We start from the raw sequence: 12,177 nt of genomic DNA on the forward strand, positions 1-12,177 counted from the left end.
CCGCCTCCAGCAGACTGGTCAGCGAGTGCGCGCCGGCCGGCCGCGTCGTCGGCACCCGGCGGCTGGTCGTCCTCGTCGCCGGGCGCGGGCACCAGGGAGGCGGGCTCCAGCTCGTGGCGAGCGAACCGGTCGGCGCGCTCGGACCGCTCCGAGCGGTCGCGGGGCAGCCGGGCGATCCGCGGCACGAAGGGGAAGCTGGGCTCCGGTGTGTCGTCCGTCTCACCGATCAGCGCCCGGGCCTCGTCGTCCGCGGCCTGCACCAGCCGGCGCGGCGGGTCGTAGGTCCAGGTCGCCGAGTGGGGCTGGCCGGCGACGCGGTAGGCGAGCAGGACCTCCCAGGTGCCGTCGTCGCGCCGCCAGGAGTCCCAGTGGACGGACTCCTTGTCGGCGCCGCGCAGCAGCAGCCGCTCGCTGACGGCCTCGCCGAGCTGCGGACCGGCGTTCTCGCCGGGGCGGCGTACGGGGGTCTTGCGGGCGCGCTCGGCCATGAAGGCGCGTTCGGCGAGCACGGGGCCCTCGAACCGGCGTACCCGGTCGACGGGGATGCCCGCGAGGGAGGCGACCTCCTCGGCGGAGGCACCGGCTCGTATCCGCGCCTGGATGTCGCGGGGCCGCAGGTGGCTCTCGACCTCGATCTCGATCTGGCCGAGCCGCGCCCGGTCGTTCCGGACGGCGGCGCGCAGCCGCTCGTCGATCGGAAGCGTGTATTCCGTGCTGTCGGCAGCTTTGAGCACCAGTCGTGTGCCGTCGTTGCTGACGGCCACGACACGCAGTTCGGGCATGGGGACCTCCCGGGTGGTGCCTGCCGACGTCACGTGCGTCGCTGCTCCCGCTAGACGAGTGTGGCCTGCCCGGGTGCAGCCTGCCACAACCTTGCCGACTTCCTCGGGGTCCGAGGCAGTGTTCAGATCGTTGTTCGAATCGTACGGAACCACCCGGAACCACCGCTACGGCACGGTTACCTCCTCACAACGCACGGTGGCCGAGGTGGTCACCGTGAGCAGTCGGCGCCGGGTCAGAACCGAGACCAGGGCTCGTCACACTACTCCATTAGGGCCACCCGGGTGGACCGCCGCGCCACCGAAGTTGCTCCGGGGTAAAGGAGTTGACGCCCCAAGAGTCCATTTGGCCTGGATAAGGGGGTGGGAAGGGTCACAGAACCACCCTAATTGGAACCTCTGCCTTCGCGTGAAAGTCCCCTATTCGTGCACAGTGGTTGGAGTGTGCGATCAAGGGCGGTAGATGGACAAGAAGGACAAGAACCACATACCCGGCCAGCGAGATCCCCGGCGAGCTCCGGAGAAGGAAGGGGGCAGGAGTGGCAAGAAGCTCGATCTGAGCCTGGCGCAGGTCCTGGGCAGCTCCGTCGCCGCGGTGGTCGCCGCGTTCGCGGCGGGCCAGCTCGGGGTGTACGGAACCTTCCTCGGCGCCGGTGTCGTCAGCCTGGTCGCCACCAGCGGCGGTCCGATCTTCCAGCACTTCTTCAGCAAGACCGGTGAGCAGCTCAAGGAAGCGGCCATCCCGCCGAAGGCCCGGCACGTACCCGTACGGGACCCGGCCGCGGGCTGGAAGGACGAGGAGGGCGGGCACACCGCCCAGGCCGCCCACAACGCCGGGGCGCTCCACGAGACGCAGAGCACCCGGCCGATGCCGGCCGCGCGGGGCGACGGCCCTGGGAGCGGGGCCACGCGGCGCGTTCCGGGGACCGCCCCCGCCGACGACGCCACCCGCGCCCTGAGCGTCGAGGACATCACCGGCGGACTGCGGCAGCGGGAGCGGGACCGTCCCGACGACGCGACCACGGTGCTGCGCATACCGGACGCGGACGCGACGCGGACCCCGCCCGGCGACGACGCGACCCGGATGCTGGGCACCGTCGGACGGCCCACCGGCGCCACCGGACCCGCGGCCCTGCCCGGGGACGGGGAGTTCACCGAGGGGACGACCCACGGCACCAAGTGGCGGGGCTGGCGCCGCACGCTGCTGCCCGCCGTGGTGGTGTTCGTGATCGCCATCGGCGGCATCACGCTCTACGAGGGCGTCTCCGGGCACTCCGTCTCCGGCAGCAAGGGCACCTCCATCAGCCATGTGTTCCGGCCGGGCCACAGCTCTTCCGGCGACGAGGACCCCGGCACCACGCCCGCCACCCCGCACCCGAGCAGGTCGGACGAGGGCGACAGCCCCTCCCCGGCCCCGGACGGCTCGCAGCCCTCCACCGACCCCGGTGACCAGGGCGGCGACCGCACCCGGCAGCCCGGCTCCGGCGACGGCGGCGACCGCTCCACCCCGAGCCCCCGCCCGTCCCACAGCCAGTCGGACGGAACGGGCGACACCCCGGACAGCGACAGCGGCGAGTCCGGCAGCACGCCTCAGGAGAGCGGCGGCTCCGAGGGCCGGCAGGACGGCGACTCCGCGAACCAGGGGAGCGGCTCCGGCAGCAAGCTCCCCCAGGGGCAGCAGCCCGGACTCGCCCCGCAGAGCTAGCCCTTCTCCGTCCCACCCGCAGCGGGCCGGACTCCTCACGCGAGGGGTCCGGCCCGCTGTCGTGCGACTGCCGTACGAGAGGGCTCCCACGGCGGTCGGACGGTTGCGGGAGGTGACAGGAAGGGTCAGTCGCCCAGTACGCGCCGCAGGTAGGGGTTGCCGAAGACCCGGTCCGGATCGAGCCGGTCGCGCAGTGCCGTGAACTCGGCGAACCTGGGGTACACCCCGGCGAGGTACTCCGCGTCCCTGCTGTGCAGCTTCCCCCAGTGCGGGCGGCCCGCGTGCGCCGTCATGATCCGTTCCACCGCGCTGAAGTACGCCTCGTGGGGCGTGCCCCGGTACATGTGCACCGCCACGTACGCCGTCTCGCGCCCGCTCGCCGTCGAGAGCGGTATGTCGTCGGCGGGAGCCGTGCGGACCTCCACCGGGAAGCTGACCCGGAAACCGGACCGCTCCACCAGCGTCCTCAGCTCCCGCAGCGCGCCCACCAGCGCGGCTCGCGGAATGGCGTACTCCATCTCCACGAAGCGCACCCGGCGCGGACTCGTGAAGACCTTGTAGGGGATGTCGGTGTAGGTGCGGGCCGACAGGGCGCGGCTGGAGACGCGGGCGATACCGGGGATGGTGGCCGGTACCGCCCTGCCGAGCGCGCAGACCGCCTGGAAGAGGCCGTTGGACAGCAGTTCGTCGTCCACCCAGCCGCGCACCCGGGGCAGCGGGGCGGCCGGGCCCGCGCTGCGGTTGTTGCGCTTGGTGTTGCAGCCGTCGGTGTGCGGGAACCAGTAGAACTCGAAGTGCTCGTTCTCGGTGACCAGCTGGTCGAACTCGGACACCACCCGGTCGAACGGCATCGGCTCCTCGCGGGCCGTGAGCAGGAACTCCGGCTCCACCGCGAAGGTGATCTCGCTGATCACGCCGAGCGCGCCCAGCCCCACCCTGGCGGCCTCGAAGACGGCCCGCTCCTCGTCCGTGCCCTCCGCGGAGCAGCGCATCACCGAGCCGTCCGCGCGCACCAGCTCCAGCTCCTTGATCTGCGCCGCGACGGAGGCCGTCTCGCGTCCCGTGCCGTGGGTGCCGGTGCTGACGGCGCCGGAGGCGGTCTGCTCCATGATGTCGCCCATGTTGGTCAGCGACAGCCCGCGCGCGGCCAGCGCCGCGTTGAGCACCTTCAGCGGGGTGCCGGCGCCGACGGTGACGGTGCCCGCCGTGCGGTCGACCGCGCGTATCCCGGCCAGCCGCTCGGGGCGTATGAGTACCCCGTCGGTGACGGCGGCGGCCGTGAACGAGTGACCGGTGCCCGCCGCCTTGACCCGCAGCCCGTCCGCGGCGGCGCGGCGCACCACCTCGGCGAGGGCTTCCGTGGTGGAGGGCGAGACGGTCCGCTCGGGTGCGGCCGTCACATTGCCCGCCCAGTTACGCCACGTCGCCGCTCGGCTGTTCGCTGTCCGCACGCTCATCCCTGACCGTCCCCTCTCGCCGCGGCACCGGCCGAGGGCTCAGCCGGCGGTGGCCGAGGAACGCCACCACGGCCGCCAGCGCCCCCGCCGCAGCGGGCACGCACCAGGCGCGGCCGGCGCCGAGGACGTCGACGGCCCGGCCGGCCACCGAGGATCCCAGCGCCACCCCGACCGCGAGCCCCGTGCTGGTCCACGTCATGCCCTCGGTCAGCTGGGCGCGCGGGACGAGCTGTTCGACGAGGGCCATGGTGGTGACCATCGTCGGGGCGATGGTCATGCCCGCGAGGAAGAGCGCCACGGCCAGGGACGGCAGGTTCCCCACCAGTTGGAGAGGGATCATACTCACGGCCATCGCGCAGACACCCAGCAGCCAGCGGCGGGCGGGCGGCCCCGAGGGGCGCAGCAGCCCGAACGCGGCGCCCGCCAGCACCGAGCCCAGCGCGTAGAGGGCCAACGTCACACTGGCCAGCGCCTTGTGGCCCTCCTCCTCGGCGAACGCGACGGTCACCACGTCGACCGAGCCGAAGATGGCGCCGGTGAAGGCGAAGGCGCCCACCAGCACCTTGAGGCCGGTTGCGCGCAGTGCGGAGCCGCCGCCGTGCCGCCGGCGGGGAGGGGGCGGTGGCTCGGTGGCGCGCTGGGCGCTCAGCCACAGCACCCCGGCGCACAGCGAGGCGGCGGCCAGCAGCGGGCCCGCCTCCGCGAACAGGGCCGTGGACAGGCCGATGGCCAGGATCGGGCCGACGACGAAACAGCACTCGTCGATGATCGACTCGAAGCTGAAGGCCGAGTGGAGCAGCCGGACGTCGTCCCGGTGCAGGTGCGCCCAGCGGGCCCGCACCATCGCCCCCATGCTCGGCATGGCGCCCGCGCCCACCGCGCACCCGAACAGCAGCACGTCCGGGGCCCCGTACCGTGCCGCGGCCACCAGTCCGGTGACGGCCGCCACGGTGACCAGCATCGCGGGCCTTATCACCCGCCGCTGTCCGTGCCGGTCCACCAGGCGCGATATCCGCGGGCTGATCACCGCCGAGGCGAGCGCCACCGTCGCCGACAGCGCCCCCGCGAGCCCGTACCGCCCGCTGAGCTGGGAGACCATCGTGACGACGCTGATGCCCGTCATCGACAACGGGAGGCGGCCGAGGAAGCCGGCGGCGGAGAAGGCGCGGGTCCCGGGCGTGGCGAACAGCGCGCGGTAGGGGCTGGAGGGTCTGGCCACAGGAAGACGCTCGTCGATCGGTCAGGGCGGACGCGGGGGAGGCATCCAGCTTACGGGCGGGAGGGCGGCCCACCGCGCCCGACGCAGGATGGCAGGATCGAGACATGTCCGATGCGCTGCCCACCGAATCGTCCGGCCCCGCACGGGGCACCTCGCCGGCCCCCTACGACGCCCTCCTGCTGCTCTCCTTCGGCGGTCCCGAAGGGGTCGACGAGGTCGTGCCGTTCCTGGAGAACGTCACCCGGGGCCGTGGCATCCCGCGCGAGCGCCTCGAAGAGGTGGGCCAGCACTACTACCTGTTCGGCGGCGTCAGCCCCATCAACGCGCAGAACCGCGCCCTGCTGACGGCCCTCCGCGAGGACTTCGCCGCCCACGGCCTCGACCTGCCCGTCTACTGGGGCAACCGCAACTGGGCGCCGTACCTGACCGAGGCGCTGCGCGAGATCGTCCGCGACGGGCACCGGCGCGTGCTGGTGCTGGCGACCAGCGCCTACGCCTCGTACTCCGGCTGCCGCCAGTACCGCGAGAACCTGGCCGAGTCGCTGGCCGCCCTGCGCGCGGAGGGGCTTCGGCCGCCCCGCGTGGACAAGCTCCGGCACTACTTCAACCACCCCGGCTTCGTCGAACCCGTGGCCGACGGCGTGGTGGCCTCCCTCGCCGAGCTTCCCGAGGACGTCCGCGCGGGCGCCCACCTGGCCTTCACCACCCACTCCATCCCCACCGCCGCCGCGGACACCTCCGGCCCGGTGGAGGCGCACGGCGACGGCGGCGCGTACGTGGCACAGCACCTGGACGTCGCGGGGCTGATCGCGGAGGCCGTACGGGAGCGCACCGGCACGGCCCACCCCTGGAGCCTCGTCTACCAGTCCCGCAGCGGCTCCCCGTCGGTGCCGTGGCTGGAGCCGGACATCTGCGACCACCTGGAGGAACTGCACGGCAAGGGCGTGCCGTCCGCGGTGATGGTGCCGGTCGGCTTCGTCTCGGACCACATGGAGGTCCTCTACGACCTGGACACCGAGGCGACGGCCAAGGCGGCCGGACTCGGGCTGCCGGTGCGCCGCTCGCCCACGGTCGGCGCCGATCCGCGCTTCGCCGCGGCCGTCCGCGACCTGGTTCTGGAGCGGGCCGCCACCGAGCGCGGCGAGGCCCCCGCGCGCTGCGCGCTGGGCGCGCTCGGCCCGAGCCACGACCTGTGCCCCGTCGGCTGCTGCCCGGCCCGGACGCCGAAGCCCGCGGCGGCGGGCGCCGACGCGCCGGAGTTCTGAGCCCGGCGCCGGGTACCCCGGCCCCCGCCCCCGTCCCCGCACGCGACGTACGACAGGAGCGACGAGACACGTGACCGAGACGCCGCAGCCCGCACCCGAGGGCGCCGACGACGCGCTGAAGGCGGAACTGCTCGACCTGGCCCGGGAGGCCGCCGACCGCGCCGGCGCCCTCCTGCGCGACGGCCGCCCCGCCGACCTGGGGGTGGCCGCCACCAAGACCAGCCCCATCGACGTGGTCACCGAGATGGACCTGGCCTCCGAGAAGCTCATCACCGGCTATCTGACCGAGCACCGCCCCCACGACGGTTTCCTCGGCGAGGAAGGCGCCTCCAGCGAGGGCACCTCCGGGGTCCGCTGGGTGATCGACCCGGTGGACGGCACCGTCAACTACCTGTACGGGCGCCCCGACTGGGCCGTCTCCATCGCCGCCGAGTACCGCGGCGAGCGGGTCGTCGGCGTGGTGGCGGCGCCCCTGCGGGATGAGACCTGGCACGCCGTCCTCGGCCAGGGCGCCTGGCTCAACGGCCGCCCCGTGCGGTGCCGGCCCTCACCGCCGCTGGACCAGGCACTGGTCGGCACGGGCTTCGGCTACATCGCCGAGCGCCGCGTCGCGCAGGCCGAGGTGGCCCGCGAGCTGGTGCCGCTGGTGCGCGACATCCGCCGCTGCGGGTCGGCCGCCATCGACCTGTGCGACGTGGCCACCGGCCGCCTCGACGGCTACTACGAGCGCGGCCTCAACCCGTGGGACCTCGCCGCCGGCGACCTCGTCGCGCGCGAGGCCGGCGCCGTGACGGGCGGCCGTCCGGGACAGCCCCCGAACGGCGACCTCACCATCGCCGCCTCGCCGGGCGTCTTCGAGGCCCTCCAGCCCCTGCTGGAGCGACTGGGCGCCTGGCACGACTGAGGGCGGCGCCTCCCTCCCGGGCGGGCGCGAGACATGCGGGAGTGAGGGCATGAAACAGGTGCGGCCCCCGGAAGGGGGCCGCACCTGGGGAGTGTGCCGGATCAGGCGACCTGCACGCCGTGCTCGGCGGCGAGGCGGTGGAGGTCCTCCAGTTCCGACTCCTCGACGTCCACGAGGAAGTCGTCGCCCGATTCACGTGCGCGGTGCAGATCGGACTCAGTGGTCCGTATCCGCTGCAGGATGCCTGCGGTGAACGCGTCCATGGTGTGCCCCCTCGTCGCGGGTCGGTGGCACGGGATGTGCCGAGGGTTTGCGGTGCTCGAACCCGGTCACGGCGTGGTCCCCGGGGTGCGTCAGCGCGTGTCGTGGCACGCTGCGCACAGGGCGTGATCGCGGGTGGTGCTCACGTCCTCCCCACCGGCAACCTCAGAGAAACCTCAAACGGGCTGAAAAATGTGTGAGCGTCTTGGACGGCACCGTCGCCCGAGCCGCCCCACAAGCCTCTCACCTCGCCTCTTACAGCCGGTTTACCGGCGTTGGATGCAGGATGGAGGCACGGTCCCCACGGTTTCGCCGGAGACCCCCATCAATCCACAGGGAAGGAACAGCGCCGTGCGCGTACTCGTCGTCGAGGACGAGCAGCTGCTCGCCGATGCCGTGGCGACGGGCCTCCGGAGGGAGGCCATGGCCGTCGATGTGGTCTACGACGGCGCGGCGGCGCAGGAGCGCATCGACATCAACGACTACGACGTCGTCGTGCTCGACCGCGACCTGCCGCTCGTCCACGGCGACGACGTCTGCCGCCGCATCGTCGAGCTGGGCATCCCCACCCGGGTGCTGATGCTCACCGCCTCCGGCGACGTCAGCGACCGCGTGGAGGGCCTGGAACTGGGCGCTGACGACTACCTGCCCAAGCCGTTCGCCTTCTCCGAGCTGACGGCCCGCGTGCGCGCCCTGGGACGGCGCACGACCACCGCGCTGCCGCCCGTCCTGGAGCGCTCCGGCATCAAACTGGACCCGGGGCGCCGCGAGGTCTTCCGGGACGGCCGGGAGGTCCAGCTCGCACCCAAGGAGTTCGCCGTGCTGGAGGTGCTGATGCGGGCCGAGGGAGCGGTCGTCTCCGCCGAGCAGCTGCTGGAGAAGGCCTGGGACGAGAACACCGACCCGTTCACCAACGTGGTACGGGTGACGGTGATGACCCTGCGCCGCAAGCTGGGGGAGCCGCCGGTGATCGTCACCGTCCCCGGCGCGGGGTACCGGATCTGATCGTCGATGCCCTCCACCACCTCCGCCACCGGGTCCGACTGGGGCGGCAACGGCCCCTCCGCGCCCCGCACACCGCCCAAGCCGCACTGGGACCCGCGGGAGACACCGCGCTCGTCCCCCTGGCTCCGGCCGACCATCCGGATAAGGCTCACCCTGCTGTACGGCGGCATGTTCCTGATCGCGGGCATCCTGCTGCTGGCCATCATCTACCTGCTGGCCGCGCAGGCGCTGGACGAGATCAGCCAGCTGCCGTTCCGCATCCTCAACGGGAACGCCCAGCCCACCTCGGACCGCTGCCCCGGACTGACCGGGACGCTGCCCAGCGACGTGTTCATGGACCGCCTGTCGGCCTGTCTCGAGGCCCAGCGGCGGATGGCCCTGGACGGGCTGCTGCGGCGCTCCCTGCTGGCGCTGCTGGGGCTCGCGGTGGCCGCCTTCGCCTTCGGCTACGTGATGGCCGGCCGGGTCCTGGCACCGCTGGGCCGCATCACGCGGACGGCACGCCAGGTGGCCGGGTCGGACCTGCACAAGCGGATCGAACTGGAGGGCCCGGACGACGAGCTGAAGGAGCTGTCGGACACCTTCGACGAGATGCTCGACCGGCTGGACCGCGCCTTCACCGCGCAGCAGCGCTTCGTGGCCAACGCTTCGCACGAGCTGCGCACCCCGCTGGCGATCAACCGCACGCTGCTGGAGGTCCAGCTCGCCGACCCGGCCGGCTCCCCGGAGCTCCAGCAGCTCGCCAAGACGCTGCTGGCCACCAACGAGCGCAGCGAGCAGCTCGTGGAGGGCCTGCTGCTGCTGGCGCGCAGTGAGAACGAACTGGTGGACCGCAAGCCGGTGGACCTGGCGGAGGTGGCCTCGCAGGCCGTCGAGCAGGCCCGCGGCGAGGCCGAGAGCAAGGGCGTGGAGCTGCGCGGGGTGCGCCAGCCCACCTATGTCCAGGGCAACGGGGTCCTGCTGGAACGGGTGGCCCTGAATCTGGTGCAGAATGCCGTGCGCTACAACCTGCGTGAGGGGGGATGGGTCTCGGTCGGCACCGAGGCGCGAGGGGGGCAGGCGGTCCTGGTGGTCGAGAACACCGGTCCCGTCGTCCCCGCCTACGAGGTGGACAACCTCTTCGAGCCGTTCCGGCGTCTGCGTACGGAGCGGACGGGCAGCGACAAGGGCGTCGGGCTCGGGTTGTCCATCGTGCGCTCCGTGGCGCGGGCGCACGGCGGCGCGGTCTCGGCCGTGCCGCGCGAGGAGGGCGGCCTGGTGATGCGGGTGACGCTGCCGCTGTGACGAACCGTGGGGGAGTGACGGAGAGTGGACCGATAATGGCTCGAAGTAGCCGCAGTAGAGTTCGTCATATGCGGAATTAACGGGCTTCGCGCAGGTTGCGGAGATACTGTGACCGATCACACATGCGAATTTTCTGAGGGCGGCACAGAGTGACCGCCGAGCGGGAAGAAATCCGGGAAACCCCAGGTTTTCGCAGGTGGAGATCGTGGGCAGTACCCGGGATGGCGTGTGCGGAGCGCTACTGGGGACCGTTTATGGTCCTCCTCGACAGCCGACATGATCACCTCTTCAGGGGTGCGGTTGGGTGTCGATTGAGTAACAGACCTTGATGTGAGGCAAAATCTCCGCCTCGGGCCGGGCACAAGTCCGGCCTCTCACGCGTTACGTGCGCTGGAGACACCACAGACACCCAGAGGGGGAGAGCGACATGGCTACGGATTACGACACTCCACGCAAGACCGACGACGACGTCAACGAAGACAGCATCGAAGAGCTGAAGGCCCGCCGTAACGACAAGTCCGCGACCAACGTCGATGTGGACGAGTTCGAGCAGGCAGAGGGCCTGGAACTCCCCGGCGCGGATCTCTCCAACGAGGAGCTGTCCGTCCGCGTGCTGCCTCGCCAGGCGGACGAGTTCACGTGCATGGAGTGCTTCCTCGTGCACCACCGCTCGCAGCTCGCCGCGGAGAAGAACGGACAGCCGATCTGCCGCGACTGCGCGGCCTGAGCGGGCGGACCGGCTGCTCGTGGCGGTCGAAGACGCACGTGACGACGAGCGGGGCCCTCGTGACCGGTCGGCCTCGCTCGTGCCGGACGGGGACGGGACGCCGGATGGCCAGGCGCCGTCCGTGAGTGACCAGCACGAGCCCGTGAGTGACGAGCCGGACAAGCGGCTGAGGCGTGCGCGGGGGCGCCACACCCGTGCGTTCCTGCGCGCTGTCGCCGACCGCATCATCGAGACCGCGCCGCGTGTGCCGGTGCGGGATCTGGACACCCTCCGCACACAGTTCCCGGGGCTGGGCACCGAGGAGCTGGCCGACCGGCTCGTCGCCGGGGCCACCAAGGGCTCGGCCGCCGTCGGCGCCGGTGTGGGGGCAGCGGCCATGCTGCCGGTGCCGCCGGCCATGCCCGCCGAACTGGCCGCCGAGATCGTCGGCGTCGCCGGTGTCGAGCTGAAACTGATCGCCGAGCTGCACGAGGTCTACGGCCGCCGTGCGCCCGGCAACGCCCGCGAGCGGGCCACCGCCTATCTGGGTGCCTGGGCCTCCGAACGCGGTATCGAGGTCACCAGGCCCGCCAGCCTGAACACCGCCATGGGCGGGCCGCTGCGCCGTCAGGTGCGGCAGCAGATCATGAGGCGCACGCTGCGCAATCTGCCCAACCTCACGCCGTTCCTGGTCGGCGCCGCCGTGGGCGCGTATCTCAACCGGCGGGACACCGCGAAGCTGGCCCGGCGCATCCGCGCCGACCTGCGGCGCGGCCCGGCCGCCTGAGCGGGCCGCCGGTCCGTCCGCGTACGGCCCGGAGCGGCTTCTCCGGCCTGCCGCCTCGTGCGGGGTCTTCTTCCGCCGGGCCCTCTTCCGCTCCGGGCCAGGTCGGACTTCCGCCGGGCAAGGTCCGTCTTCCGCCGGGTCCCGGCTGTCCGGCATCCGGACGCCGTGAGCGGTTTCTCCGTGCCTGTCCGAGCGGGGGCATGCACTGCCGTGACGGCCCCCCGCAGAAGCTCCACGGCTCTGCGGCGGCACGGCCTCACGGCTTCATGGCGCCACGGCTTCACGGCCTCACGGCGGCCTCACGGTCTCGGCCCGGGCGGGGTGCGCCCCTGCTCAGGCGTGGGGCGCCTCGTGGGCCGTGCGCAGCGCCGCCGCCAGTTCCTCGGGGTGCCGGGTGGAGAGGTAGACGTACGGCGTCGGGTCCTCGGGGTCGGTCACCTCCACCCGGACCGCCGTGGGGATGTAGCCGCGCAGCACCATGTGCGCGCGGGTGTCCGCCTTGTAGGTGCGCCAGGCGCGGGCCTCCTCCGCGTCCAGCGGCTCGGCCTCGCCCAGTGCCGTCACCGGGATCCGGGCCTCGCCCGCGATGAGCGAGCCCGCCACTACCCGCACCCGTACGCTGCCGTAGGCGCTCACACAGACGGCTGCCAGCGCGGTCCCGCCGGCCAGCCCGCACAGCAGGGGCAGCAGGCCGAAGGGAAAGAGCATCAGGGCGCAGCCCACGCCGATACCGGCGGCGATCAGCCACCAGGAGCGGGGTGCGGTCAGGCGTTCGTCGTACGGCGCGGGCGCGGGATGCATGGCT

Annotated in this window: 12 protein-coding genes; 7 read left to right on the forward strand and 5 right to left on the reverse strand. The window is 72.7% G+C overall.

Annotated features, from left to right (window positions below):
- The coding region (gene sepH, locus FM076_RS25190; RefSeq protein WP_430625934.1) for a septation protein SepH at positions 1-782 on the reverse strand (782 nt) is incomplete at its 3' end.
- 460 nt (positions 783-1,242) lie between these two features.
- On the opposite strand from sepH, the gene FM076_RS25195 reads away from it, so the two are divergent.
- Positions 1,243-2,484, forward strand: coding sequence for a hypothetical protein (locus FM076_RS25195; protein ID WP_173873204.1), 1,242 nt, complete (start codon positions 1,243-1,245; stop codon positions 2,482-2,484).
- 125 nt (positions 2,485-2,609) lie between these two features.
- Here FM076_RS25195 and FM076_RS25200 read toward each other — a convergent pair whose 3' ends face one another.
- Together FM076_RS25200 and FM076_RS25205 are read right to left on the reverse strand one after the other, a co-directional pair.
- A complete protein-coding gene (locus tag FM076_RS25200) occupies positions 2,610-3,941 on the reverse strand; it encodes a D-arabinono-1,4-lactone oxidase (RefSeq protein WP_173873205.1) in 1,332 nt (443 codons plus the stop codon).
- On the reverse strand, positions 3,898-5,160 hold the full coding sequence (locus FM076_RS25205) for an MFS transporter (RefSeq protein ID WP_345945209.1): 1,263 nt from the start codon (positions 5,158-5,160) through the stop codon (positions 3,898-3,900). The genes FM076_RS25200 and FM076_RS25205 overlap by 44 nt, the downstream gene beginning before the upstream one ends.
- Positions 5,161-5,264: 104 nt before the next feature.
- Here FM076_RS25205 and FM076_RS25210 point away from each other — a divergent pair, with 104 nt between their 5' ends.
- Both FM076_RS25210 and FM076_RS25215 read left to right on the forward strand, forming a co-directional pair.
- Positions 5,265-6,425 (forward strand): ferrochelatase, encoded by a 1,161-nt coding sequence (locus FM076_RS25210; protein WP_173873206.1) that lies wholly within the window; start codon positions 5,265-5,267, stop codon positions 6,423-6,425.
- A gap of 70 nt (positions 6,426-6,495) precedes the next feature.
- Positions 6,496-7,329: an inositol monophosphatase gene (locus tag FM076_RS25215; RefSeq protein WP_173873207.1), complete on the forward strand. Its 834-nt coding sequence runs from the start codon at positions 6,496-6,498 to the stop codon at positions 7,327-7,329.
- A 101-nt stretch (positions 7,330-7,430) separates the two neighbouring features.
- Here FM076_RS25215 and FM076_RS25220 read toward each other — a convergent pair whose 3' ends face one another.
- Positions 7,431-7,592, reverse strand: coding sequence for a hypothetical protein (locus FM076_RS25220; protein WP_173873208.1), 162 nt, complete (start codon positions 7,590-7,592; stop codon positions 7,431-7,433).
- Positions 7,593-7,941: 349 nt separating this feature from the next.
- Here FM076_RS25220 and FM076_RS25225 point away from each other — a divergent pair, with 349 nt between their 5' ends.
- From FM076_RS25225 to FM076_RS25240, 4 genes are all read left to right on the forward strand, one after another.
- Positions 7,942-8,595: a response regulator gene (locus FM076_RS25225; RefSeq protein ID WP_173873209.1), complete on the forward strand. Its 654-nt coding sequence runs from the start codon at positions 7,942-7,944 to the stop codon at positions 8,593-8,595.
- Positions 8,596-8,601: 6 nt separating this feature from the next.
- Entirely contained in the window at positions 8,602-9,879 is a 1,278-nt protein-coding gene (locus FM076_RS25230) for a sensor histidine kinase (protein ID WP_173873210.1), read from the forward strand.
- Positions 9,880-10,306: 427 nt separating this feature from the next.
- The gene (locus FM076_RS25235) at positions 10,307-10,606 is read left to right on the forward strand and encodes a DUF4193 domain-containing protein (protein ID WP_114019403.1); all 300 of its coding nucleotides are present in this window, start codon (positions 10,307-10,309) and stop codon (positions 10,604-10,606) included.
- A 19-nt stretch (positions 10,607-10,625) separates the two neighbouring features.
- Positions 10,626-11,372, forward strand: a complete 747-nt coding sequence (locus tag FM076_RS25240) for a hypothetical protein (RefSeq protein WP_173873211.1) — start codon at positions 10,626-10,628, stop codon at positions 11,370-11,372.
- Between the two features lie 333 nt (positions 11,373-11,705).
- Here the strand turns inward: FM076_RS25240 and FM076_RS25245 are convergent, their stop codons facing one another.
- Positions 11,706-12,173, reverse strand: coding sequence for a DUF3093 domain-containing protein (locus FM076_RS25245; protein WP_173873212.1), 468 nt, complete (start codon positions 12,171-12,173; stop codon positions 11,706-11,708).
- Positions 12,174-12,177: the final 4 nt, after the last annotated feature.

Source organism: Streptomyces albus subsp. chlorinus (assembly GCF_013302895.1).
Taxonomy (GTDB): domain Bacteria; phylum Actinomycetota; class Actinomycetes; order Streptomycetales; family Streptomycetaceae; genus Streptomyces; species Streptomyces chlorinus.

What these genes read in the sequence shown, in the direction of transcription:
- FM076_RS25195 (WP_173873204.1), top strand. Translation starts at nt 1,243, where the DNA reads ATGGACAAGAAGGACAAGAACCACATACCCGGCCAGCGAGATCCCCGG.
- FM076_RS25200 (WP_173873205.1), bottom strand. Translation starts at nt 3,941, where the DNA reads ATGAGCGTGCGGACAGCGAACAGCCGAGCGGCGACGTGGCGTAACTGG.
- FM076_RS25210 (WP_173873206.1), top strand. Translation starts at nt 5,265, where the DNA reads ATGTCCGATGCGCTGCCCACCGAATCGTCCGGCCCCGCACGGGGCACC.
- FM076_RS25220 (WP_173873208.1), bottom strand. Translation starts at nt 7,592, where the DNA reads ATGGACGCGTTCACCGCAGGCATCCTGCAGCGGATACGGACCACTGAG.
- FM076_RS25230 (WP_173873210.1), top strand. Translation starts at nt 8,602, where the DNA reads ATGCCCTCCACCACCTCCGCCACCGGGTCCGACTGGGGCGGCAACGGC.
- FM076_RS25235 (WP_114019403.1), top strand. Translation starts at nt 10,307, where the DNA reads ATGGCTACGGATTACGACACTCCACGCAAGACCGACGACGACGTCAAC.
- FM076_RS25245 (WP_173873212.1), bottom strand. Translation starts at nt 12,173, where the DNA reads ATGCATCCCGCGCCCGCGCCGTACGACGAACGCCTGACCGCACCCCGC.